Below are 25575 nucleotides of genomic sequence, written 5' to 3'. Positions count from 1 at the left end.
GTTTTAACGAAAGTGTAAACTATTATAGGTCGGCAGCCCGCGGCAGTAAATCACACCGCATCAGGGAGCGGCACGATGGTTGCCAGCTTTGGGGCGGCCACCTCCAGCGTCTCCCTGTCATCCTCATCCACATACTGTTTCAGCTCAGGCACTTTGTCCGCCGGTACCGGACGACCCAGCAGGTAGCCCTGCAGCGTATTGCAGCCCAGCCCGGTCAGAAAGGCCTGCTGCTCGGCGGTTTCCACCCCTTCGGCCACCACCTTCAGATTCAGTGTCTGTGCCAGGGCAACAATGGCGGTGACGATGGTGGCGTCCTCGGTCTGTGCCTGCAGCTCTTTGACGAAGGCACGATCGATTTTCAGCTCGCTGGCCGGTAAGCGTTTCAGGTACAACAGGCTGGAATAACCCGTGCCAAAATCATCGATAGAGGCTTTCACCCCCAGTTCGGTTAGCTGCGTCAGAATGCGGATACTCTCATCCGGGTCGCGCATGGCGGTGGTTTCGGTGACCTCCAGCGTCAGCAGCTCAGGGGATATGTGGTGCGTTTCCAGCGCCCTGATCACGGTTTCCACCAGCCCGGCCTGTTCAAACTGCAGCGCCGACAGGTTCACCGCCACCGACCACTCGCTGTGCCCCTGCAAATGCCAGCAGCGCAGCTGGCGGCAGGCTTCACCAATAACCCAGTTACCCATGCTGACAATCAGCCCGGTTTTTTCCGCCAGCGGCAAAAAGACGTCCGGCGTCAGCAGTCCGCGCTGGGGATGCTGCCAGCGCAGCAGCGCCTCGAAGCCGATAATGGGTCCGCGCGGCGCACAAAACTTGGGCTGATAGAACAGGCGCAGCTCGTCGTTCTCCTGCGCCAGCCACAGATCGTTGATCAGCTGCAGCTGATTCTGCGCAATGGTATTCATCGAGGGCTGGAAGAAGCTGTATCCATTACGGCCATTATTTTTAGTGTGGTACATGGCGGCATCCGCGTTAAACATCAGCTCACGCTCGTCGTGACCGTCGCCCGGGAAGACCGCAATACCGATACTTAAAGAGACCACCAGCTCATAGCGGGAGATAGCAAACGGCCGTTCCACCGCTTTCACCAGCGAGTCTGCAACCACAGCGGCATCATTGGGGTCATCGATTTCAATCAGCAAGACAAATTCATCCCCGCCCAGTCGCGCCAGGGTATGGTGCCCTTCGACTTTTTCCCGCATGCGTTCGGCAACCGCGATCAGCAGACTGTCGCCGATATGGTGACCGAAGGCGTCATTGACGGCTTTGAAGCCATCCAGATCCATAAACATCAGGGCAAATTTCGAGTCTTCACGTGTGGCCTTATTGATGGCCTGATCCAGACGGTCTTCCAGCAGAATGCGGTTTGGCAGACGGGTCAGATTGTCATGCAGCGCCAGCTGTGCCAGTTCGCGGTTGGCTTCCGCCAGCGATGAGGCCAGTACGGACGTCCGCGCCTGCAGACGGGCATCCAGCATGGAGACCAGCAGGGTAATCCCGAGGATCGCCAGCGTGACCACCACCACCAGAATCGCCAGCCAGTTGCTGTTCACACCAAGGTGCGTGGCATGGCTGTCCATCGGAAAGCTGGCGGCGGCCATGCCGGTGTAGTGCATCCCGGCAATGGCCACGCCCATGATCATCGCAGCCCCGCTGCGCATCAGGGCAAGGCGGCCGATGCCCTGACGCAGGCGGAAGGCCAGCCACAGCGCCACGCCGGACGCCACCAGCGCGATCACCACTGACAGCCAGATCCAGCGCCAGTCCCAGATGATCCCCGGCTGGATTGCCAGCGCGGCCATGCCGGTGTAGTGCATCGCCACCACACCGCTGCCCATGATGGCCGCGCCGCCGCAAAGCCGGTACCACGGCAGCTCGCCATAACAGACGATCCACAGGGCAAAAATAGAGGCAGCGACCGCAATCACCATCGACACCACCGTCAGGCTGGCGCTGTAGCTCATGACCATCGGCAGGCTCATCGCCAGCATGCCGATAAAGTGCATCGACCAGATACCTACGCCCATCGCGAAGCCACCGCCGAAAAGCCAGACTCTGGCCACTTTCCCCGTGGAGGTTGCCACCCGCCCCGCCATATCCAGCGCGGTGTAGGAGGCAAGGAACGCGACGATGAAAGAGACGATAACCAGCAGTTGATCGTACGAACTCATGAGCATAGGACAGTCTCGAATGCAGAAGCCATGTTGACTTAGTGTGTGGTGGCCCGGTGTCATTAAAAAAATTAATCGGGCTGAAGCCTGTTTTATCGGCTAAAAATCAGCCAGCTTTAGCCGCGTAACGGGAAAGAGGAGGACGCTGAAACGTTTTTTTTCAGCGATGGGATATAGCCCTATAATTTATAAAGTTTATTAAACTTACTCGTCTTCTGCAGTGAACATAGCACTGGCCTGATAAATAGCCTAGAGCCGCCAGTAAATATTGTTGAAAATTTCACACCCCCTTCACAGCTGGGCTGAAAGCGCACTTATCCATGATCTTGTTAACACATAAATAATATTTTTACGATTCGCTTATCAGCGGGGCATGAGCTGATCTATAGTTACGCTAATGAATGCTAACGCGTTAATTCAAATAACAGACTATTCCTTACGTGATATTTTACCCGCTAAAGGGTTTTGATTATTTTCATTGTTGATTCAGCCCTGCTGACGACACTGTTCCATCAGGCGGAAAAGCACGTTCATCACTCTAATCAGTAAGGAATGGTTATGAAAATGAAGCTTTTACTGCTGGGTTGCGGCCTGAGCCTGGGTGTAGCCAGTTCAGGCTATGCCGCCACGACCACCGGAAGTATTGCCGCTAAACTGATCCTGACCGCAGGCTGTCTGGTCAATGGACAGTTGGCCACCAACAGTACCGGCGTCAACTTCGGTAACCTGGACTTCGGTACCAGCCCGGCGACCTTCGATACGCTATCAGCCACCCTCGTCGGATCCCTGGGTAACGGTATCTTTGTCCGCTGCTCAACCGGCTCAACCTATTCGGTGCAGATCACCAGCAGCAGCGCCAAACCCACCACAGTTTACGGGGCAGAAACCACGCAGCCCCGCTATCTGATCAATGCCACCACCGCCACCGTGGGTATTGCCTATACCCTGTACGGCAGCACCAACTACACCACCCCGATAGCCAACAACACTAACCTGGTCAGCGCCGGGACGCCCGACCCGGCGAACGGGGATAACTACCCGATCTACGGCCGTATAACCGGCGGGGGCAACAATAACGTCGCCATTCCGGCCGCGACCTATCAGGACACGATTAACGTCGCAGTGAATTACTGATTGTCGCGATAAGGGAACGCATCGTGTGGAAGCGGGTGTACTGCGCCGCGGACGCCCTTTATCCGCTGATCCTGCTGTTGCTGATCTACAGCAGCAGTGCGCAGGCGTTGCCCAGCGTGAACTTTACGGTGAGTGCCTCGGTGGTGAACGGCTGCGTGATCTCCGGTGCCGGTACGTCCTCTTTCGGCACGCTCGATTTTGGTACGCAGCCCGGGGTGGGCAGCGTCACTGCCAGTGCGGCCTATGTGCAGAACGCTGGCATTACGCTGGCCTGCACGCCCGGTACCACGCTGAATATGCGCATTGACGGCGGCAGCAACTATACCACCACGCGCAATCTGAAAGTGGCGGGTAACACCAGCCTGGTGGCGTACAACCTCTACACCAACGCCGCCCACACGACGTCTATCCCGGTCAATCAGGACGTGGCAGTGCCGCTGGGTAATGCCAACAATATTATGCTGCCCATCTACGGTCAGTTACAGCTGAGTGGCGTGAACCGGGCCGGCACCTACAGCGACACGCTGACGGTGATATTGAGCTGGTAATGTCGGGCAGTACAAGGAGCAATAATGAAGAAATATACCTTTTCGGGACTGTTTTTTGTCCTGCTTTGCGGCGTAATGTCGCTGAAGGCCCAGGCCGGTAATTCCGTGCTCATCTGGCCCATCGACCCCAAACTCAGCCACAACGAGAAAGCCACCGAACTGTGGCTGGAAAACCGGGGGGCAAGCACCACACTGATGCAGGTGCGCGTCTTCAGCTGGCAGCAGGTGAACGGCCAGGAACAGTATCAGACCCAGCAGCAGGTGCTCGCCAGCCCGCCGGTGGTGCGCATTGAACCCGGTAAGCGCCAGATGGTGCGTCTGATCAACCAGACGCCGCCCACGGCAGGCCAGGAGCTCGCTTACCGCGTGCTGCTGGATGAGATCCCCACCCCCAGGGCCCCGGGGGAAAATCAGGCCGGACTGACGTTCCAGATGCGGTATTCCGTGCCACTGTTTGTCTATGGCAGCGGCCTCGACCCCGACACCGCCCGCCCGGAACTCAGCTGGCAGCTGGTTAACCGCGAGGGTAAGCAGGCGCTGGAAATCACCAATCGGGGCAGTACGCATGCCCGGTTAAGCAATGTGACGCTGGGTGGGCGATCGCTCTCTGGCAGCCTGCTGGGGTATGTGCTGGCCAACTCCAGTAACACCTTCCCGTTAAGCTTCCCGGCGTCCGGGCGTGCTGAAATCAGCGCACAGCTGGAACACAAACAGACCTGGCGCAGTACCAGTTCAGCACGCTAGCAGATGAACAGATACCGTCCGGTGCCGGGAGGGCACTGCACCCTGGCCTTCACCGGCCTGCTGACCTGCCTGTCTCCGCTGACCGGCAGTGCGGAAGTCTATACCTCGCTGCCGCCCCCGCCCGGTGCCAGTACCACCACGGCGAACGAACAGGCCTTTATGCTGGGGCTGGTGGTGAACGACGACGATCGCGGCCTGGTGGTACCGGTACAGTTTCGTGACGGTCATTACCTGCTGCGCGCCGCTGACCTGCAGCAGGCCGGCATCCCGACTGCGCATATCACCTCATCGCTGATGGATGTTTCCACCCTGGATCGGGTCAGGGTCGATTATGACCGTCAGCGCCAGCGCATTTCGCTGACGGTTCCCCCGGAATGGCTGCCCGCACAAACCTTTGCCGGAACGACCCGTAACGGACCACGCTTTGAGGGACGCAGCAGTAACGGAGCGCTGTTCAACTACGACCTGTATACCAGCCATACTACCGGCGGCGGTTCCCGCCTGTCCGCCTGGAATGAGCTGCGTCTGTTTGGCGGTTACGGCCAGTTCATCAGTAACGGTAACTATCAGCAGCAGCTTTCCGGCGAAGAGGGTTACCTGAAAAATGGCTACATCCGCTATGACACCTGGTGGTCCAGTCAGAATGAAGAGAACGCACTGAACTGGCAGGTCGGTGACCTGATCAGCGACTCGCTGGCGTGGAGCAGCAGCGTGCGCCTGGGCGGGATCCAGCTGGGGCGTGATTTTTCGCTGCGCCCCGACCTGGTGACCTACCCGCTGCCCTCCTTCTCCGGCCAGGCGGCGGTTCCTTCCACGGTGGATCTGTTCGTAAACGGTTATAAAACCAGTTCTAACAATGTCCAGCCGGGCCCTTACTCGCTGACCAATATGCCGTTTGTTAACGGGGCCGGGAATGCCGTGGTGGTCACCACCGATGCGCAGGGTCGCCGCATCAGTACCACCTTGCCGTTCTACGTCGCCAGCGACCTGCTGAAAACGGGCCTCTCTGATTACGCCCTCTCTGCCGGGGCTCTGCGCCAGAACTATGGTCTGAAGAGCTTTGATTACGGCTCTGCGGCGTCCAGCGGCTCCTACCGCTACGGCCTGACCGACTGGCTGACGCTGGAAAGCCACGCCGAAGCAGCTCCATCGCTGGCGCTGGGAGGGGCCGGAATGCAGTTAAAGCTGGGAGCGTACGGCGTGGTTAACGGCTCGGTCAGCCAGAGCCAGATGCAGGGCGACCACGGCAGACAATACGGCTGGGGCTACCAGTACAGCACCAGCCGCTTCAGCCTCGGTATGCAGCAAACTCAGCGCACCACCGGCTTTGGCAACCTCGCTCTGTATGCCGACCGTGAAAACAGCAGTGAGATCAGGGAGTTCAACACTCTCAGCCGTCGCAGCGCCCAGTATAACGCCAGCGTGTCGCTGGATAGCTTTGGCAGCGTCGGCGCGGCGCTGATTGATATTACCAGCGGTGACGGCAGCCGCACCCGGCTGATGAACCTCTCGTGGAGCAAAAGCCTGTGGGGCAGCTCAAGCCTGTATGTCTCGGCCAGCCGCGATCGGGAGCGCGGTGACTGGTCCGGCGCGGTTGGCCTGACAATCCCCTTCGGCGAACTGAGCAACGCCAGCGTCAACGTGGAGCGTAATCAACAGGGAGGGACCTCAGAGCGACTCAGCCTGTCCCACTCCATGCCTACCGACGGCGGTCTGGCCTGGGATGCCTCGGTGGCCAATCAGAGCGAGGGCGGCAGTTATCGTCAGGGCAGTCTGCGCTGGCGGGACCAGAAGGTAGAAACGTCAGCCGGCTTCTACGGCGACGATCGCTACAGCACGGAGTTTGCCGATATCTCCGGTTCGCTGGTGCTGATGGACGGCAGCGTCTTTGCCGCCAACCAGGTGACGGATGCCTTTGTGCTGGTGAAAACCGATTACCCGGCCATCAACGTCCGCTTTGAAAACCAGCTGATGGGCAAAACCGATCAAAATGGCTACCTGCTGGTGCCGCAGGTGAGCTCCTATTATCCGGCAAAGTATGATATCGACACGCTCGATCTGCCGGCGAATATGGCCGCCAGCAGCGTCGAGCAGCGTTTTTCCGTCAAGCGGCAGAGCGGTTACCTGCTGCACTTCCCGATTGAACCGCTGCGCGCCGCCAGCGTGATCCTGCACGACCAGGACGGCAAGCCGCTGCCGCTGTCGACGCAGATCGATCGCCCTGGCCAGCCCTCTACCTTTGTCGGCTGGGACGGCATTACCTGGCTGGAGAACCTGGCCGGAGAGAACCCGATTCATGCGACAACCCCGGATGGACGCCGCTGTGACACCGTGCTGACCCTGTCCGGTGGACGTCCTGCTTCCCTGACCACTTACGGTCCGCTGGTCTGCACGCTGCCACCGCCACCCTACGGAAACACACCATGAGAATACGACTGCTGCTGTATAGCGCCCTTCTGCTGATGGCGGGCACCCTGCCCGCGATGGCACTTTGTACGACGCCCACGGTGACGGCCAGCTTTGGCGGCGTCAGCTCGTTTACGGTCAATACCACGCCAGGCACTGTTCAGCGCAATATCACCGTCAACTGCGGTGGCGGTGTACTGGCCCTGCTCTCCAGCGACAGCATCAAACTGCAGCTGACCGGAGCCACTGCCGTTGCCACCACGGGCAGTCGGGGGGCGCTGAAGCTGAACACGGATCTGATCCCGCTGCAGCTCTGTTCCGATGTTAACTGCAGTAACGAACTGGGGATTAACGGCACAATTTATACCCTGTCCCGCAGCCAGCTGCTCGGCCTGAACATCGGTGGCGTCGGACAGGTGGTGTTCAATGTCCCTCTCTACCTGCGGACGGTACCGGGTGCGGTGGTGGCGGAAGGAAACTACACCGTCACACTGACGGTGACGGTGAACTACGATGTCTGTACCGGCGTCGGTCTGCTCGGGGCCTGCCTGCTGGGCTCGCAGCAGACCGGCACCAGCGCACAGTCGATTATCGTCAATATCGCGATTGCCAAAGACTGCACCACCATCACCGCGCCGGCGGTCAGCTTTGGCAGCGCACCGCTGGTCAGCAGCTTTAACAGCATCAGTCAGTCGATTAACGTCATCTGCACCAAAGGCAGCACCTACACGGTGGGTCTGAGTAACGGCCTGAACGCCGTGGGGACGCAGCGCTATATGACCAGCGCTACCACAACGGGGAAGCTGGCCTATGAGATTTATAAAGGATCAGGAACCTCTCGCTGGGGCAGTACGGCTCCTGACCGGATGGCCAGTGCCGCGGCAAATGCCGTCAGCGGCGACGGCTTAACGCGTACCTTTAATTACAATGCGCAGGTGCTGACAAATCAGGCCACGCCGGTGGCCGGAAATTACAGCGATACGGTGACGGTGGATTTATCGTTCTGAGCAGGCGACTTATCAGGCAGATGGGGCGGGGCTGACGCCCCGCCCCAGGCGGTTAACCCAGAGGATTACCGCCAGTGACGCCGTGGACTTCAGCGGTGACGTAGCTGGACTCCTGAGAAGCCAGATAGACATAGACCGGTGCCAGTTCAGCTGGCTGGCCTGCCCTTTTCATCGGTGTCTGCTGACCGAATTCCGGGATCTTATCCTGAGTCTGCCCGCCCGCGATTTGCAATGCCGTCCAGATCGGGCCCGGTGCCACGCAGTTCACGCGGATGCCTTTATCGATGATCTGCTTCGCCAGCCCGCGCGTGTAGGCAAGGATAGCGGCTTTCGTCGAGGCATAGTCCAGCAGGTGCGGGCTCGGCTGATAGGCCTGAATGGAGGACGTGGTGATAATGCTGCCCCCCGGCGGCATGTGCGGGATCGCAGCCTGAGTGATCCAGTACAGCGAAAACACGTTAGTTTCATAGGTTTTGCGGAACTGTTCCGTGGTCAGGTCGGCAATATCTTCTACCGCCACCTGCTTACCGGCCACCAGCGCCAGGATGTCCAGCCCGCCGAGATGTTCGCGGGCGTCTTCCACCAGCTTCTTACTGAACGCCTCCTGACTGACATCGCCGGGCAGCAGGAAGGCTTTGCGTCCGGCCTGCTCAACCAGTTTTGCCACTTCTTCGGCGTCTTTCTGCTCGGCTGGCAGATAAGAGAGGGCCACATCGGCCCCTTCGCGGGCATAGGCAATCGCCGCCGCGCGCCCGATACCGGAGTCAGCGCCGGTGACCAGTGCCTTGCGCCCTTTTAACCGATCGCTGCCGCGATAGCTGTTTTCACCACAGTCAGGCCGGGGCTGCATGTCGGCCTGCACGCCCGGAGCGGGCTGACGCTGTTTAGGATATTCCGTGGCGGGATACTGCGTGAGAGGATTCTGCATTTCATATTGGTCGGCCATGGTTCCTCCTGGGTTCATAACAGTTTTGTTCACCAGTAAGGCTAGTCAGCACAGAGAAACTGTCGAGAAGAGAAACCGGCAGAATGGCCATCCCGCTGATTTTTGGTAAAAAAAAGACGGTGTGCAAATGCAAAAAAATATAACGAAATATGAACAATAACCCAACGCAGCGGCCAATAAGCGTCCGGATATGTGCAGAGCTGTGCTTTTTTATCTCCTGTTAATTTTTGGTTACTAATGTGAACAAACAGTAAATTAACACAGTGATCGCCATCACATTCACCGCCCCCTGCCGCAGGGTAAAAACGAGAAAAAACAGACAAAGGATGCGGTAATGACCACAACAACCCCGACAGGGACATCGCGGCAGGGCGGTGCGAAAACAATCTTCAATGTCACCAGCGGTAATTTCCTCGAAATGTACGACTTTATGGTGTTTGGCTATTACGCTACCGCCATTGCTAAAACCTTCTTCCCCGGTGATGACCCCTTTGCCTCCCTGATGCTGACGCTAATGACCTTCGGGGCGGGTTTCCTGATGCGTCCACTGGGTGCAATCATCCTCGGCGCGTATATCGACCAGCACGGGCGTCGTAAAGGGCTGCTGCTGACTCTGGGGCTGATGGCGATCGGCACGCTGACCATCGCGGTGGTGCCCGGCTACAGCACGCTCGGGATGGCCGCGCCGATCCTGATCCTGCTGGGACGCCTGTTACAGGGCTTCTCTGCCGGCGTCGAACTGGGCGGGGTGTCGGTCTACCTGTCGGAAATCGCGCCAAAGGGCAGGAAAGGTTTCTACGTCAGCTGGCAGTCGGGCAGCCAGCAGATAGCGGTAATTTTTGCCGCGCTGCTGGGTCTGCTGCTCAACCATCTGCTGGATAAAGGGGAGGTAAGCGAATGGGGCTGGCGTATTCCGTTTGTGATCGGCTGTATGATTGTCCCCTTCCTGTTCTGGATCCGGCGGATGCTGGAAGAGACCGAAGCGTTCAGCCAGCGTAAACACCACCCGTCCATGAAGCAGATTCTGCGTTCGGTAGGCAGTAACTGGGCGCTGATCCTCGCCGGTATGCTGATGGTGGTCACCACCACGGTGATGTTCTATATGATCACCGCCTTTACGCCAACGTTCGGTAAAACCGTGTTGATGATGAGTGACAAACAGAGCTTCTTTGTCACCCTGTGCGTCGGCATCTCCAACCTGTTCTGGCTGCCGGTGATGGGCTCCCTCTCTGACCGCTACGGCCGCCGTCCGCTGCTGCTGCTGTTCACCGTTCTGATGATCCTCACCGCCTGGCCGGTGCTGCACTGGCTGGTGGGATCACCCAGTCTGTCGCACCTGCTGGAAGCCGAGCTGTGGCTCTCCTTCCTCTACGCCAGCTACAACGGTGCCATGGTGGTGTACCTGACCGAGGTGATGCCCGCCGAAGTGCGTGCAACGGGCTTCTCGCTGGCTTACAGTCTGGCGACTGCCCTGTTTGGCGGATTTACCCCGGCGATGTGCAGCTATCTGATCCATGTCACCGGTGATAAAGCGATGCCGGGCGTCTGGCTGACAATTGCTGCGGTGTGTGGGCTGGCAGGGGCATTAATGATTAAGCGGCTGGTGAAGCAGTATCAGGTGCGGCGTCTGAAAGAGCCCGCGATTCAGGTGTAGGGAGTGCGGCTGACCGTCTGTTGCAGTCAGCCCGCCGGGGGCAACCGGAAAAAGGTCCGCCCCCGCCATTCTTCGACAGAATATTTATTTGCCCGTCGTTTCCATGCCCATCAGGCCGATCTTCAGATACCCGGCCTGCCGCAGCTTATCCATGACACTCATCAGCGTTTCATAATCGACGGTCTTGTCGGCCTGGAAGAAGATGGTGGTGTCCTTCTTGCCTTCAGTCTGCCTGATTAACGTCTCGACCAGCGTCTCCTGCGTCACGGCATCGTTACCGATAAACAGCTGGTTATCGGCTTTGATAGACAGGTATACCGGCTTTTCCGGGCGCGGCTGCGGGGAACTGGTGGAAGCAGGCAGATTGACGCGAACGTCAACGGTGGCCAGCGGCGCGGCGACCATAAAGATAATCAGCAGCACCAGCATAACGTCGATAAACGGCGTGACGTTGATCTCGTGCATTTCACCGTTGCTATCGAGATCTTCGTTAAATCGCATGGCCATAATACTTAACCCACCCGCAGTTTCTGCGCTGGCTGAACGCGCTGTGTGCTTTCACTCGCCGCCAGGTCAAGGTCACGGCTCTGCAACAGCAGAACCTGCGCGGCTACGTCACCCAGCGAGGCTTTGTAGCTGCCGATGGTACGGGCAAAGACGTTATAGATAACGACCGCAGGGATCGCGGCAACCAGACCAATCGCGGTGGCCAGCAGCGCTTCAGCAATGCCGGGGGCGACAACCGCAAGGTTGGTGGTCTGCGTCTGCGCAATACCGATAAAGCTGTTCATGATGCCCCATACCGTACCGAACAGGCCAACGAACGGGGCAATAGCGCCGATAGTGGCGAGGAAACCGTTGCCGCGGCCAGCGTGACGGCTGAAGGCCGCCACACGGCGCTCCAGACGAAAGCCGGTACGTTCTTTGATCCCGTTGTTATCGTCCGATCCTGCCGACAGTTCCAGCTCGTTTTCCGCTTCTTTAATCAGCAGCGTGCTGAGACTGTAACCCTGGAAGCCGTCACAGATCCGGGCGGCTTCTTCCAGCGAACGGACATTCGCCAGCTGCTGTTGCTCACGCTTCAGACGCCTGCGCGCCGCGCTCAGTTCAACGCTTTTACTGAAGAAAATGGCCCAGGTGACAACCGATGCCAACAAAAGGCCAATCATCACCGCTTTAACCACGATGTCGGCATGCTGGTACATGCCCCAGACGGACAGGTCCATCTGCATCAAATCATTTGTCACGCTGTGTCTCCAACGTCTAAGTGTTGATAGCGAAAAATACTTCGCGGATCATACCAAAAAGGCCGGGAATTGATAGTAGTTCTCATTACTATTTACAACTTTTTGGGTGTTTTTTGCTCAGTTTGTTGACTGAAGGCTCCCCGGCGCGCACGGATGGTGAATTTTTATCACTTAACCCGATGCTGAATACCGCGTAGACGGCTGGCGTGTTAACGTTAAAAAAAGGGTAAAAATGACACAGGATCTTTATGAGCAGCGAAAAAATTGAGACGGCACTGATTCGTGCCGGACGCGGCAAACGTTATACCCAGGGGTCAGTGAATACCGTCATCCAGCGTGCTTCGTCGCTGGTCTTTGACACCGTTGCCGATAAGAAGCGGGCCACCGCTGGTCGGGCAGACGGTGAGCTGTTCTACGGTCGCCGTGGCACCCTGACCCACTTCTCGCTGCAGGAGGCGATGACCGAACTGGAAGGCGGTGCCGGCTGCGCCCTGTATCCGTGCGGTGCGGCAGCCGTTTCCAATGCTATTCTGGCGTTTGTATCTGCCGGGGATAACGTGCTGATGAGCGGCAGCGTGTATGAACCCACACAGGATTTCTGCACCAAAATCCTCAGTAAGCTGGGGGTCACCACCACCTGGTTTGATCACAGTACCGGCAGTGAGATCGCTGACCTCGTCCAGCCCAACACCCGCGTGGTGTTTCTGGAGTCACCGGCGTCAATCACCATGGAAGTGCAGGATGTTCCGGCCATCGTCGCGGCGATCCGCCGTAAGGCCCCGGAGACGATTATCATGATCGATAATACCTGGGGCGCGGGCATCCTTTTCCGGGCGCTGGACTTCGGCGTGGATATCTCCATTCAGGCCGGGACCAAATACCTGATTGGCCACTCGGATGCGATGATTGGGACTGCCGTGGCGAACGCGCGCTGCTGGGAGCAACTGCGGGAAAACTCCTATCTGATGGGGCAGATGGCCGATGCCGATACCGCCTACATGACCAGCCGAGGCCTGCGCACGCTGGCAGTGCGCCTGCGTCAGCATGAGGAGAGCAGCCTGCGGGTGGCACACTGGCTGTCAGCACGCCCGGAAGTCGCCCGGGTCAACCACCCTGCACTCCCTGAGTGTCAGGGTCACGCGTTCTGGCAGCGCGACTTCACCGGCAGCAGCGGCCTGTTTTCCTTTATACTGAACGAAAGGCTGAGTGACGCGCAGCTGGCGGACTACCTGGATAACTTCAGCCATTTCAGTATGGCGTACTCCTGGGGCGGCTACGAGTCGCTGATCCTGGCTAACCAGCCGGAGGAGCTGGCGGCCATCCGCCCGGCTGGCGGGGTCGATTTTACCGGCACGCTGGTACGTGTGCATATCGGCCTGGAAAATGTCGACGATCTGATTGACGACCTGGCCGCCGGTTTTGACCGCCTGAGCCGCTGAAGACGCCTGAACTTCAACATTTGATGAATGGCATGGTGGGTTCGCGCCTTTGATCAAGGTGCCGGAACCTGTTTACAGTTACACTGGACAAGGAAGTTGTATTCGCCAACGCAACGGACGCTATCCTGTCACGGCAGGGACGGCACGATCTGACCCCGTCAGTCGCCGTAGCCAGCAGGATAGCGTCATCAAGAAAGGCAATGGGTTTAACGGGAATAACGAATGGGTGTACTACACGAGATTGTTCAGGCGCTGTGGCATCAGGATTTTGCCGCGCTGGCCAATCCGGATGTGATTTGGATAGTCTACGGCATTATGTTTCTGACGCTGCTACTGGAAAATGGTCTGCTGCCTGCGGCGTTTTTACCGGGTGACAGCCTGCTGCTGCTCGCCGGGGCGATGATTGCCAAAGGGGTGATGGCATTTATACCCACGCTGCTAATCCTCACCACCGCGGCCAGCCTCGGCTGCTGGCTGGGATATCTCCAGGGCCGCTGGCTGGGTAACACCCGACTGGTCAAAGGCTGGCTGCTGCATTTACCGGCGCAGTATCACCAGCGCGCATGGAATCTGTTTAATCGTCACGGTCTGATGGCGCTGCTGGTCGGCCGTTTTCTGGCTTTTGTACGCACGATTTTGCCCACTCTGGCGGGGATTTCCGGCCTGAAAAACGGGCGTTTCCAGCTCTTTAACTGGTTGAGTGGGCTGCTGTGGGTGGGGATTCTGGTCGGGTTTGGTTACACCATCAGTCAGGTGCCGTTTATCAAACGTCATGAAGATCAGGTGATGGCCTGCCTGATGATCCTGCCGCTGATTATGCTCACCATTGGTCTGATCGGCAGTATCGCCCTGGTGGTAAAAGGCAAAAAAGCCCGGTAATAACCGGGCTGGATGTCTCGCGGGGCAACGGCATTGTGCCTGCCCCGCGTCAGTCAGCGTATTACAGCTGCTCTGCTGTGGTTTCCACCAGCGCCAGCAGGACCTGAATATCCTGCAGGGTGACGGTGGGGTTTAATAGCGTCATCTTCAGGCAGGTTACCCCGTCCGATTCTGTCACCCCCACGTTGGCCCTTCCCGAATCCAGCAGCGCATCACCAATTTTCTGATTCAGCAGCGCGATAGCCGCATCATCCGCGTTGGCCAGGGAGGCCGGACGATAGCGGAACAGCACGCTGGCCAGCTGTGGCTGCATCACCAGCTCCAGTGACGGCTGCTCAGTGACGTACTGCGCCACCTGCTGCGCCAGGGTGACGCCGTGGTCGATGATCTCAGCGTACTGCTGCTGGCCCAGCGCTTCCAGGCCCATCCACAGCTTCAGCGCATCGAAACGGCGGGTGGTTTGCAGCGATTTGGATACCAGGTTAGGCACGCCCTGCGCTTCATCGAACTCGGAGTTCAGGTACGCCGCCTGGTAGCGCATCAGCTCGTAGTGACGCGCCTCTTTCAGCAGGAACGCGCCGCAGCTGATGGTCTGGAAGAACTGCTTGTGGAAGTCCAGCGTGACGGAGTCCACCAGCTCAATGCCGTCCAGGTAGTCGCGGTATTTCTCAGACAGCAGCAGCGCCCCGCCCCATGCCGCATCCACATGCACCCAGATCTGATGTTCTGCTGCCAGGCTGGCAATCGCCGGCAGCGGGTCAATAGCCCCCGCGTCAGTGGTGCCTGCGGTGGCCACAATCGCCAGAATCTGTTCGCCGTTGGCCTGTGCCTGCGCAATCTTTTCAGCCAGGTCATTGACGTCCATGCGCGCAAAGCGGTCGGTTTTCACCAGCGTAACGGAACGGTAACCCAGTCCCATCAGTGCCATATTCTTCTGCACGGAGAAGTGCGCATTTTCGGAACACAACACTTTGATCTTGCTCAGATCGCCTGGCAGCCCGTCCTGCTGGACAGAATGGCCGAGGCGCGCAAAGAAGGCATCGCGCGCCAGCATCAGGCCCATCAGGTTACTCTGGGTGCCACCGCTGGTGAACACTCCGGCATCACCCGGCTGGTAGCCTACCTGAGCGCGCAGCCATTCGATCAGCTTCACCTCAATAATGGTAGCCGACGGGCTCTGATCCCAGGAGTCCATGCTCTGGTTTGTGGCGTTAATCAGCACTTCCGCCGCCTGGCTGACCACCAGACTCGGGCAGTGCAGGTGGGCGACGCACTGTGGGTGATGAACCGACAGGCTGTCTTTTAAGAAGAATTCGACCGCACGCTCAATCGCGGCCTGGTTGCCCAGGCCCTGAGAGGTGAAGTCCAGCTGGATGCGTTCACGCAGTTCAGCCACGCTTTTTCCCTGATACATTTCAGGCTGTTGCAGCCACTGCACCACGGCTTCGCTGGTCTGTTTAATCGCTTGCTGATACGCATCCGTGCTTTGCGCTGACGCGGCCAGAATCGGGTTTAACCGGGACATCACTTACTCCAGTTATACAGGTTTGACGCCAGCAGACAGCAGGGCGTGTTCGAATTTGTCCAGGAAAACACCCAGCTCTTCATTGGTGATCAACAGGGACGGCAGCAGACGCAGCACACAGCCGTGACGACCACCACGCTCCAGGATCAGACCGTTTTCGAAGCATTTCTTCTGAACCAGTGCGGACAGCTCGCCGTCGGCCGGATGGCAGCCCATATGATCCGCCGCTTCCTGTGGCTTAACCAGCTCAATGCCGATCATCAGGCCCAGACCGCGAACGTGGCCAATAACCGGATAGCGCTTCTGCAGTTCAGCCAGTTTGCCTTTCAGCCACTCGCCCTGCTCTGCCACTTTCGCCGCCACGTTATTGTCTTTCAGGATTTTCAACGTGGTCAGGCCGGTGGCCATCGCCAGCTGGTTACCGCGGAAGGTTCCGGTATGGTGGCCAGGAGACCAGGCATCGAACTGCTTTTTGATGCCCAGCACGGCCAGAGGCAGACCGCCGCCGACGGCTTTTGACATCACAATGATGTCCGGTTCAATGCCCGCGTGTTCAAAGGCGAACTGTTTACCGGTACGGCAGAAACCGGCCTGTACTTCATCAATGATCAGCAGAATACCGTGTTCCTGAGTGACCTGACGGATACGCTGCAGCCACTCGGCCGGTGCCGGGTTAACCCCACCCTCGCCCTGTACGGCTTCCAGGATCACGGCCGCAGGCTTGCGCACGCCGCTTTCAACGTCGTTGATCAGGTTATCGAAGTAGTAGGTCAGCGCTTTAACACCCGCTTCACCACCAATGCCCAGCGGGCAGCGGTACTGGTGCGGATAAGGCATAAACTGCACTTCTGGCATCATGCCATCGACGGCTTCTTTTGGTGACAGGTTACCGGTCACCGACAGCGCGCCGTGGGTCATCCCGTGGTAACCACCGGAGAAGCTGATCACACCGGCACGGCCGGTCACTTTTTTCGCCAGCTTCAGCGCGGCTTCAACGGCATCGGCACCGGACGGACCGGTGAACTGCAGGCAGTACTCTTTCCCCTGTCCTGGCAGTAAGGACAGCAGGTATTCTGAGAACTGATCTTTTAACGGCGTTGTCAGATCGAGAGTATGTAACGGCAAGCCGCTGGTAATGACATTCTGGATGCTCTGTAAAACGTCCGGATGGTTATGTCCAAGCGCCAGCGTTCCCGCGCCGGCAAGGCAGTCAAGATAGTGATTATTTTCAACATCAGTGATCCAAACACCCTGAGCTTTCGCAATTGCAAACGGCAATTTACGTGGATAGCTCCTTACATTAGATTCAAACTCAGCCTGTCTGGCTAAATAGGTCTCATTGTTTCCATCAAAAGATTTGGCATCTAAAGTATCAATACGGACTTTATCCGTCATCATATCTCTCCTACAACCGGGGGTATCATTAACGCCGCAGTTGAATTAATTGAATTAAGTAAATAGTGGGCCCTACATAAAACGCGGCCAATATATGGCTTTTTAAGTATCTTCTCAATACATTATTTTATTTAGATTTTCTTACTAATTATCAAGGCCTTGTTAATTTTCCAGTCGGTAAACCTTTGATATAATGCCCCCTGCCGGATCGGCCACCTACCCCCCCTGGCGCATCCGGGACATCTCTTCTCCCGGCGTGACGCCAAAGTAGCGTTTGAATTCGCGTGAAAATTGCGACGGGCTTTCATAACCGACCCGGATGGCCGCGACGCTGGCTTTCATCCCCTCCTGCAACATCATCATGCGCGCCTGATGCAGGCGATAGCTTTTCAGATACTGCAGCGGCGAGGTACTGGTCACCGCTTTAAAGTTATGGTGAAACGCCGAGACGCTCATATTGGCTTCGGCCGCCAGCAGGTCAACGCTGAGATTGTCGGTAAAATGGTGCTCAATGCGGCGCAGCGCACGGGCAATCTGACTGAACTGGGTCTGCCGACTGACCAGCGCCAGCAGCGCGCCGCCACAGGGCCCCTGCAGGACATGGTAGAGGATTTCACGCACAATCTGCGGGCCCAGTACGCGGGCATCGCGCGGGTGGCGCATCACGTCCAGCAGCCGCTCAGTCGCGCAAAGCATCTCTTCGGTCAGCAGCGCCGAGTGAATACCCCGCGTTTGCGGCTCAGGGCGGAAGCCGTCGTCGTCCCCGATATCAATCAGCAGATCCTGCAGCTTCAGCGCATCGACGCGCAGCGACAGTCCCGCCAGCGGCTGTTCCGGCGTGGCGAAGGTTTCACACTCAAACGGCAGCGGCACGGTAAGCATCAGATACTTGGTGGCGTCATACTGAAATACGCTGTTGCCGAGATAACCGGTTTTCTGCCCCTGAAACAGGATCACAATAGCCGGCTGATACATCACCGGCTGGCGTGCCCAGTAACGATCTGCGTGTATGAGGGTGATCCCCGGCACGGGAGCCACCTGATGTTTATCGCCGGTCACCAGACTGATGACCTGTTGCGCCAGCCGGGCGCAGATTGCCTGTCTATCCATTTTGATTCCCGCCTGCAGAATGAAACCCGGGCGTATCATCGCCTCCGTTCCGGTATTTCTCCAGCCCTTTGGAGGATCAGGCAAGAAACAGGCAGAAATGAGCATTGAGCCATGCCCGGCCGCTGGCGACAATTGAACGCCTGATCCAGCCGATACCCCTTTCAACAGGATTGCCCGTGATGAATAATTTTGTTCTGCATACCCCAACCCGTATTCTGTTTGGTCAGGGCCAGATCGCCCATCTGGCTGCGGAAATTCCGCCTGGCAGCAGAGTGCTGATCACCTTCGGCGGCGGCAGCGTGAAAAATAACGGTGTGATGGCGCAGGTGTATCGCGCCCTTGAGGGCTTCGACGTGCAGGCGTTCGGCGGTATTGAGCCTAATCCCAGTTTTGAAACGCTGATGCAGGCCGTTGAGGTGGTGAAGCGTGAAAAGATCACCTTCCTGCTGGCCGTCGGCGGGGGGTCGGTGCTTGACGGCACCAAGTTCATCGCCGCCGCCGCGTTTTATCCGCAGGACCCGTGGCACATCCTGCAGACAGGGGGCGCGGAGATCCGTCAGGCGCTGCCGATCGGCTCGGTGCTGACCCTGCCCGCCACCGGCTCCGAGTCTAACCGCAGTGCGGTGATCACCCGCCGTGCCACTCACGATAAGCAGGCCTTCCGCAGCCATCATGTCTTCCCGCGCTTTGCCGTGCTGGATCCGGTTTATACCTACAGCCTGCCGCCGCGCCAGATTGCCAATGGCGTGGTGGATGCCTTTGTGCATACGATTGAACAGTACCTGACGTATCCGGTCGAGGCCCACGTGCAGGATCGTTTTGCCGAAGGTCTGCTGCTGACCTTGATCGGGGAAGGCCCGAAGGCGCTGGCCAAGCCGGAAAATTACGACGTTCGCGCCAACATCATGTGGAGCGCGACCCTGGCACTGAACGGTCTGATCGGGGCTGGTGTACCACAGGACTGGGCCACGCATATGCTCGGCCACGAGCTCACGGCGTTACATGGGCTGGATCACGCCCAAACGCTGGCGATCGTCCTGCCCTCGCTGATGAATATTCAGCGCGCGACCAAACGCGAGAAACTGCTGCAATACGCCGCCCGCGTCTGGGGGATCCACGACGGTAACGACGAAGAGCGCATCGATGCCGCCATCGCTGCCACCCGTGATTTCTTTGAGCAGATGGGCGTACCGACGCGCTTCAGGGACTATCAGCTCGACGGTTCTTCGATCCCGCAGCTGCTGAAAAAACTGGAGGAAAAAGGCCTGACCGCCCTGGGTGAGCATCAGGATATTTCCCCTGAGGTCAGCCGTCAGATTTATCTGGATGCCCGTTAATCCCTCCCCGAGTCCTGTGTATCAACTAGACTTAGAGCCATCAACCGGTGCCCGCGCACCGGTTCACACGCTGATAAGGAGATAACATGGCAGATCAACCGATTATTAAACTGCACGATGGCAATATGATGCCCCAGCTTGGCCTGGGTGTCTGGCAGGCCAGTATTGATGAGGCCCGCGCCGCCGCCGTGAAAGCACTGTCCGTCGGTTATCGCTCCATTGATACCGCCGCTATCTACAAGAACGAAGAGGGTATCGGCCAGGCATTGCAGGAAACGGACGTGGCACGCGAGGATATCTTCGTGACCACCAAGCTGTGGAATGACGATCAGCTTAACGCGCCTCAGGCACTGGAAACCAGCCTGAAGAAACTGCAGCTCGACAGTGTCGATCTCTATCTGATGCACTGGCCCTGCCCGGCAAAGGACAACTTTGTTGAAGCGTGGAAGGCGATGATTGAACTGCAAAAGCAGGGGCTGACGAAGAGCATTGGCGTCTGTAACTTTAACGAACCGCACCTGAAGCGCCTGCTGGATGAAACCGGCGTCAGCCCGGTGATCAACCAGGTGGAGCTGCACCCGATGCTGCAACAGCGCACGCTGCATGCCTGGAACGCTTTGCATCAGATCCAGACCGAATCCTGGAGCCCGCTGGCACAGGGCGGCAAAGGCGTTTTCGATAAAGACGTGATCAAACAGCTGGCGAAGAAGTACGATAAAACGCCGGCTCAGATTGTCATCCGCTGGCACCTGGACACTGGTCTGGTGGTGATCCCGAAATCGGTCACGCCATCGCGCATTGAAGAGAACTTTAAGGTGTTCGACTTCCGCCTGCAAAAGACGGAAATCAGTGAGATTGCGGCACTGGATGAGGGGAACCGCCTGGGACCGGACCCCGATGAGCTGAATTAAGCGGAGGCATCGGGCGGGACGACGGAAAACAGGTCGTCCTCCATTTCCCCATTACTGAGCGCCCGGCGGCAAGCCGGAGCCCGTCACCGCAGCGCCTTACCCCATGGGCTGCGGTGACGGGCTTACCGCCAGCTGCCCCGCCGTCCCGCGATCGGCCAGTTCCAGCGTCTGGCTGTAATAGGTAAACGGGAAATGCTCAGACGAGGCCTGGGTGAAGGACACAAACAGCTCCACGTCACCGTCCACCCACAGCGTATCTTTCCAGCCGCGATCTTCCGCCATGGGCTGTGCCCCGTTCACGCTTTTAATCAGGAACATCACCCCCTGAATATGGAATGACTGCGGCAGGTCGGCGTGGATAATCCAGCGCTCAAAGCTCCCCTGCTGCGCCTGCACATCTATCCTGTTCATATCCCACAGCGCGCCATTGATGCCCGGCATGGAGTCGCCTAAGCGGAACTCACGCGTACGGCTGACGGCCCCCTCAATCACCTGGTCGGCCAGCAATCGCATTGGCAGATTGTCGGTCACCAGCGGCAGCAAGCCGGTGGGGCGCAGGGTCAGGATCAGCGTCGAGGTCAGGATAGAAGAGGGCTCAAAGAAGCCGCGCAGGCGATCAACAATACCGGCGGCCTCTCCGGCGGTGATCGACACTTCATCGCCCTGGGACATATCCACGAGGATTTCGCGCCGTTCACCCGGTGCCAGAGACAGCTGCTCTACCGCCACCGGCGCAGGCAGAAAGCCCTGATCGCTGGCAATGACATTGAACGGCCGGCTGTCGCTCATGCGCAGCTGATAGCGGCGCGCATTCGAGGCATTAAGCAGGCGCAGGCGCACCCAGCCACGGGAGACTTCCAGATACGGATTCTGCATGCCGTTGACCAGCAGCGTATCACCGACAAACCCTCCGCTACCTGGCGGGTCATATTCCGCAGCACCGAAATTATCCAGCCGCTTATCCTGAATAATCAGCGGGAAGTCATCCACGCCATAGTGGTTGGGGATGGGCAGGGATTTACTGATCTCATCTTCCACCAGCCACATGCCCGCCAGCCCGTTGTAAACGTGGGGCGCCATGCGGTTGGGGGTATTGGCATGATACCAGCAGGTTGCCGCTGACTGACGGATCGGCACCACCGGGGCCCAGTCTACGCCCGGGGACATCATGCGCGCCGCGCCGCCCATCAGCACGCCGGGAACCTGAAGACCGCTCACCGTCATCGAGACCGGTTCACTCAGACGGTTGCTGTAAATCAGCTTCACGTCGTCGCCGTTCCATACGCGCACCGTCGGGCCAAGATAGTGACCGTTAATACCCCACACCGGCACCTTATTACTGCCGTTAAAAGACCAGTGGCTGCGCTGCAGCGTCAGAAACAGCGGCTGCCCGCGACGTGATTCAATTAAAGGAGGCACGGGAAGCGCACTGGGCTGCCCGGCAGCGCGGGCGCGGAAAGGAACCGCCGTGGCGCAGAGGGCAATACCCGAGGCTTGAAGAAACTGACGTCGACTGAAGGACATACCCACTCCGTAAGTCAAAACCGGCCGCCACAGCGACCGTATTCCATTTTTATCATTATGCGCGGGCTGTGTATCCGCGAGATGTGCTGCCGCAAAATGCAGACAACGTGGCCGTTTTAATGGCCACTGCGTTAATTTATAGCTTACCTGACGCTTCGCGTGCGGCAACTTCGGCATTTAACTCATCCAGCTTTGCTGACATGAGTTCACGACAGTGGGTGGCCAGCTTACGCACGGACTGTTCGGCAAAGGCCTGAGTGTCCACCGGCGGCAGCATCTCCACAATCGCCAGCCCATTCTTCAGGCGGTTCAGTTTGATTTTACCGTGCGTATTTGACACCACCACCGGAATAATCGGCACCCCCGCCGCCACCGCTGCATGGAAAGCACCGGTTTTAAACGGCAGCAGACCACGGCCCCGGCTGCGCGTCCCTTCCGGGAACATCAGGAAAGAGATCCGCTTACGTTTAAACTGATCCACCAGTTCACCGATAGTGCCGTGTGCTTTAGCACGGTTATCACGGTCAATCAGCAGGTTACCGGTGAGCCAGTAGAGCAGACCAAAGAAGGGGACCCACAGCAGGCTGCGTTTACCCACGGTCACCGTCGTGGGTTGCACCATTTTGGCCGCGGTGATCATGTCGTAATTATTCTGGTGGTTACAGATATAGATCGCGTTGGGATAGTCTTCTGCATCGACAGGTTTGCGCAGCTCAACTTTCAGGCCAAACACCGGGGCCAGACGCCCGAAAAGATGGCCAAAGGTGGCAACGTGGCGGGGATCGCGCGGGCTGAACAAACAATAAATACAGCCAAAAACACACAACAGTATTGAATAAATCACGACGATCATAAGACGTAAAATAGCGAGCATAACAACCTCATTATCACTTGCAGGTATCGCGCCAGGCAGCTCCGCGCACGCCTGAGCTTATTATATTTTTTCCGACAGCACATCCGCCTGCACGTCACTGACGCGCAGGCGGGGGAAGAATATTACTCTTCGCTGTCATCCACAGGGGCGGAACGGGCAGGGCCATCGACATCCACCCGGTCAATACGCTGCAGACCACGCGGCAGCAGCGTGCCACGGCGGCCACGCTCGGCACGGAACTTCTGCAGATCGGCCGCTTTCAGCGTCAGTTTACGCTTACCGACGTGCAGCGTAATGTCACTTTGCGGCGTCAGCAGCAGGAGCCAGGCCAGCTTGTCTTCACCGGAGGCCGCCTGGGCCGACGGAATCGAGACAATCTTATTGCCCTTCCCTTTGGACAGCTGCGGCAAATCACCGACCGGGAACATCAGCATCCGCCCGGCGCTGGTGATCGCCAGCAGCAGGTCATCGTTGCTGTGGATCGCCATCGGGGTCATCACTCTGGCGTTGGCAGGCAGGGTCAGCAGCGCCTTACCGGCACGGTTTCGGGAGATCAGATCGCTGAAGGTGCAGACAAAACCATAGCCAGCATCTGAGGCCATCAGCAGTTTTTGATCGTCCTCCTCCATCAGCACCTGTTCGATCACCGCACCCGGCGGCGGCGTTAGTTTGCCCGTCAGCGGCTCACCCTGACCGCGCGCCGACGGCAGCGTGATCGGGTCAAGCGCATAGCTGCGCCCGGTCGAGTCAATAAAGACCACCGGCTGGTTGCTCTTGCCGCGCGCGGCGGCACGGAAGCTGTCGCCGGCTTTGTAGCTGAGGCCTGTCGGGTCAATATCATGGCCCTTGGCGCTGCGCACCCAGCCACTCTGTGACAGCACGATAGTCACCGGCTCGGACGGCACCAGCTCACTTTCACTGATTGCTTTCGCTTCTTCGCGCTCGCGCAGCGGAGAACGGCGGTCGTCCCCGTACGCATCGCTGTCGGCCTGCAGCTCTTTTTTCAGCAGCGTATTCATTTTACGCTCAGAGGCCAGCAGCCCTTCCAGATACGCCCGCTCTTTTTCCAGTTCATCCTGCTCACCGCGAATTTTCATCTCTTCCAGCTTGGCAAGATGGCGGAGTTTCAGTTCAAGGATGGCTTCAGCCTGGGTTTCAGAGAGGTCGAAACGCGACATCAGTACCGGCTTAGGCTCATCCTCGGAGCGGATGATATGAATCACTTCGTCAATATTGAGGAACGCCACCAGCAAACCGCCGAGGATATGCAGGCGCTTCTGCACCTTATCCAGACGGAAGTTAAGGCGGCGACGCACCGTATCACGGCGGAACACCAGCCACTCACTGAGGATCTCCAGCAGGTTTTTTACCGCCGGACGATTATCCAGGCCAATCATGTTCAGGTTAATGCGGTAGCTGCGTTCCAGATCGGTGGTGGCAAACAGGTGGTTCATCACCTGTTCCATATCCACACGGTTGGAGCGCGGCACGATCACCAGCCGCGTCGGATTCTCGTGGTTGGATTCATCGCGCAGGTCTTCCACCATCGGCAGCTTTTTATTACGCATCTGGGCGGCGATCTGCTCCAGCACGCGTGCCCCGGACACCTGGTGCGGCAGCGCGGTGATCACCACGTCGCCGTCTTCTTTCTTCCATACCGCACGCATCCGCACCGAGCCACGACCGCTCTGATAAATTTTGCGGATCTCGTTGCGCGGAGTAATGATCTCCGCTTCTGTCGGATAATCCGGCCCCTGAACGATATCAAGCAGCTCATCGAGCGTGGTTTTCGGGCTGTCGATCAGCGCAATGGCGGCTTTCGCCACTTCGCGCAGGTTATGTGGCGGAATATCGGTCGCCATCCCCACGGCAATACCGGTGGTGCCGTTGAGCAGAATATTCGGCAGGCGCGCCGGCAGCATTGACGGCTCCTGCATGGTGCCGTCAAAGTTAGGAACATAGTCGACGGTGCCCTGACCGAGCTCTCCCAGCAGGACTTCAGCATACTTCGACAGACGTGACTCGGTATAACGCATCGCGGCGAAGGATTTTGGATCGTCCGGTGCCCCCCAGTTGCCCTGGCCATCGACCAGTGGGTAACGATAGGAGAAAGGCTGCGCCATCAGCACCATGGCTTCATAGCAGGCACTGTCGCCGTGCGGATGGTATTTACCCAGCACGTCACCGACGGTACGGGCCGATTTTTTGAACTTGGCGTTGTTGCTCAGTCCCAGTTCTGACATCGCATACACAATGCGTCGCTGAACGGGCTTCAGGCCATCGCCAATATAAGGAAGCGCACGATCCATGATGACGTACATGGAATAGTTAAGGTACGCATTCTCGGTAAAGGTATGCAGGGCAAGGCGCTCTGCACCATCCTGCGTCAGATCAGTCATTGTTCTCTTTTCCTCACATCGCGGCGCGTTAAGGGCCAGCGGCACACTGCGGTAAGTTTGGCGAGGATAGTACCTTATCTGATAAGGGTCTGTCACAGGGAACAACGGTTAAGCCCGGGCGCAGACAACAAATTGTGACCGCCTCACGCCGAAATTAATCTTTGTGAAAGAGAATGAATAAAGGGAATAATATGAGAACAGGATCACATTTATTTTTCTCATGGTTAATGTGATCTGCCTCCCAAATAATTCCAACTCGCCACACCGTTTTAATTATGTCCCGCACAGGGACAAGCTTTAGTATTGCCCACTTGCCTGT

General features: G+C 58.0%; 20 protein-coding genes. 10 read left to right on the top strand and 10 right to left on the bottom strand.

Annotated features, from left to right (window positions below; translation table 11 throughout):
• Positions 1-50: 50 nt before the first annotated feature.
• The gene (locus IFU29_RS09700; RefSeq protein ID WP_191933752.1) at positions 51-2183 is read right to left on the bottom strand and encodes a putative bifunctional diguanylate cyclase/phosphodiesterase; all 2133 of its coding nucleotides are present in this window, start codon (positions 2181-2183) and stop codon (positions 51-53) included.
• Between the two features lie 552 nt (positions 2184-2735).
• On the opposite strand from IFU29_RS09700, the gene IFU29_RS09695 reads away from it, so the two are divergent.
• Genes IFU29_RS09695 through IFU29_RS09675 form a run of 5 tightly spaced genes read left to right on the top strand, consistent with a single transcriptional unit; the run spans position 2736 to position 8016 of the window.
• Positions 2736-3311: a spore coat protein U domain-containing protein gene (locus IFU29_RS09695; RefSeq protein WP_062745880.1), complete on the top strand. Its 576-nt coding sequence runs from the start codon at positions 2736-2738 to the stop codon at positions 3309-3311.
• Between the two features lie 23 nt (positions 3312-3334).
• On the top strand, positions 3335-3859 hold the full coding sequence (locus IFU29_RS09690; RefSeq protein WP_342214466.1) for a Csu type fimbrial protein: 525 nt from the start codon (positions 3335-3337) through the stop codon (positions 3857-3859).
• 24 nt (positions 3860-3883) lie between these two features.
• Positions 3884-4603, top strand: coding sequence for a fimbrial biogenesis chaperone (locus tag IFU29_RS09685; protein ID WP_191933751.1), 720 nt, complete (start codon positions 3884-3886; stop codon positions 4601-4603).
• Positions 4604-4606: 3 nt separating this feature from the next.
• Positions 4607-7030, top strand: coding sequence for a fimbria/pilus outer membrane usher protein (locus IFU29_RS09680; RefSeq protein ID WP_191933750.1), 2424 nt, complete (start codon positions 4607-4609; stop codon positions 7028-7030).
• Positions 7027-8016: a Csu type fimbrial protein gene (locus tag IFU29_RS09675; protein ID WP_191933749.1), complete on the top strand. Its 990-nt coding sequence runs from the start codon at positions 7027-7029 to the stop codon at positions 8014-8016. The genes IFU29_RS09680 and IFU29_RS09675 overlap by 4 nt, the downstream gene beginning before the upstream one ends.
• A gap of 52 nt (positions 8017-8068) precedes the next feature.
• Here the strand turns inward: IFU29_RS09675 and IFU29_RS09670 are convergent, their stop codons facing one another.
• A complete protein-coding gene (locus tag IFU29_RS09670; RefSeq protein WP_191933748.1) occupies positions 8069-8962 on the bottom strand; it encodes an SDR family oxidoreductase in 894 nt (297 codons plus the stop codon).
• Between the two features lie 334 nt (positions 8963-9296).
• Here IFU29_RS09670 and IFU29_RS09665 point away from each other — a divergent pair, with 334 nt between their 5' ends.
• Positions 9297-10616, top strand: a complete 1320-nt coding sequence (locus tag IFU29_RS09665; RefSeq protein ID WP_191933747.1) for an MFS transporter — start codon at positions 9297-9299, stop codon at positions 10614-10616.
• Positions 10617-10700: 84 nt separating this feature from the next.
• Here the strand turns inward: IFU29_RS09665 and exbD are convergent, their stop codons facing one another.
• Both exbD and exbB read right to left on the bottom strand, forming a co-directional pair.
• Positions 10701-11123: a TonB system transport protein ExbD gene (exbD, locus tag IFU29_RS09660; protein WP_191933746.1), complete on the bottom strand. Its 423-nt coding sequence runs from the start codon at positions 11121-11123 to the stop codon at positions 10701-10703.
• A gap of 5 nt (positions 11124-11128) precedes the next feature.
• Complete coding sequence (gene exbB / locus IFU29_RS09655) at positions 11129-11863, bottom strand: tol-pal system-associated acyl-CoA thioesterase (protein WP_191933745.1); 735 nt, start codon at positions 11861-11863, stop codon at positions 11129-11131.
• A 248-nt stretch (positions 11864-12111) separates the two neighbouring features.
• Here exbB and metC point away from each other — a divergent pair, with 248 nt between their 5' ends.
• Both metC and IFU29_RS09645 read left to right on the top strand, forming a co-directional pair.
• Entirely contained in the window at positions 12112-13302 is a 1191-nt protein-coding gene (gene metC / locus IFU29_RS09650) for a cystathionine beta-lyase (RefSeq protein ID WP_191933744.1), read from the top strand.
• A 222-nt stretch (positions 13303-13524) separates the two neighbouring features.
• Positions 13525-14181 (top strand): DedA family protein, encoded by a 657-nt coding sequence (locus IFU29_RS09645; RefSeq protein ID WP_191933743.1) that lies wholly within the window; start codon positions 13525-13527, stop codon positions 14179-14181.
• Positions 14182-14242: 61 nt separating this feature from the next.
• Here IFU29_RS09645 and IFU29_RS09640 read toward each other — a convergent pair whose 3' ends face one another.
• The 3 genes from IFU29_RS09640 to IFU29_RS09630 form a co-directional block, all read right to left on the bottom strand.
• On the bottom strand, positions 14243-15706 hold the full coding sequence (locus tag IFU29_RS09640; protein WP_191933742.1) for a pyridoxal phosphate-dependent decarboxylase family protein: 1464 nt from the start codon (positions 15704-15706) through the stop codon (positions 14243-14245).
• A 12-nt stretch (positions 15707-15718) separates the two neighbouring features.
• The gene (locus IFU29_RS09635; RefSeq protein ID WP_191934040.1) at positions 15719-17101 is read right to left on the bottom strand and encodes a diaminobutyrate--2-oxoglutarate transaminase; all 1383 of its coding nucleotides are present in this window, start codon (positions 17099-17101) and stop codon (positions 15719-15721) included.
• A gap of 216 nt (positions 17102-17317) precedes the next feature.
• Positions 17318-18211 (bottom strand): AraC family transcriptional regulator, encoded by an 894-nt coding sequence (locus IFU29_RS09630; RefSeq protein ID WP_137269491.1) that lies wholly within the window; start codon positions 18209-18211, stop codon positions 17318-17320.
• 179 nt (positions 18212-18390) lie between these two features.
• Between IFU29_RS09630 and yqhD the strand changes: the two genes are divergently transcribed.
• A complete protein-coding gene (gene yqhD, locus IFU29_RS09625) occupies positions 18391-19548 on the top strand; it encodes an alcohol dehydrogenase (protein WP_191933741.1) in 1158 nt (385 codons plus the stop codon).
• 86 nt (positions 19549-19634) lie between these two features.
• Entirely contained in the window at positions 19635-20459 is an 825-nt protein-coding gene (gene dkgA, locus IFU29_RS09620) for a 2,5-didehydrogluconate reductase DkgA (RefSeq protein WP_191933740.1), read from the top strand.
• A 96-nt stretch (positions 20460-20555) separates the two neighbouring features.
• Here dkgA and ftsP read toward each other — a convergent pair whose 3' ends face one another.
• The 3 genes from ftsP to parC form a co-directional block, all read right to left on the bottom strand.
• Entirely contained in the window at positions 20556-21983 is a 1428-nt protein-coding gene (gene ftsP / locus IFU29_RS09615; RefSeq protein ID WP_191933739.1) for a cell division protein FtsP, read from the bottom strand.
• A 136-nt stretch (positions 21984-22119) separates the two neighbouring features.
• Positions 22120-22857 carry a 1-acylglycerol-3-phosphate O-acyltransferase gene (locus IFU29_RS09610; RefSeq protein ID WP_191933738.1) on the bottom strand — a complete coding sequence of 246 codons (738 nt, stop codon included), beginning with the start codon at positions 22855-22857 and terminating at the stop codon, positions 22120-22122.
• A gap of 122 nt (positions 22858-22979) precedes the next feature.
• Positions 22980-25256, bottom strand: a complete 2277-nt coding sequence (parC, locus tag IFU29_RS09605; protein ID WP_191933737.1) for a DNA topoisomerase IV subunit A — start codon at positions 25254-25256, stop codon at positions 22980-22982.
• Positions 25257-25575: the final 319 nt, after the last annotated feature.

This window comes from Erwinia persicina (assembly GCF_014838825.1).
Taxonomy (GTDB): Bacteria; Pseudomonadota; Gammaproteobacteria; order Enterobacterales; family Enterobacteriaceae; genus Erwinia; species Erwinia persicina_A.
The sequence above is the reverse complement of the archived record's forward strand: the minus strand, read 5'-3'. Positions and strand labels throughout refer to the sequence as shown.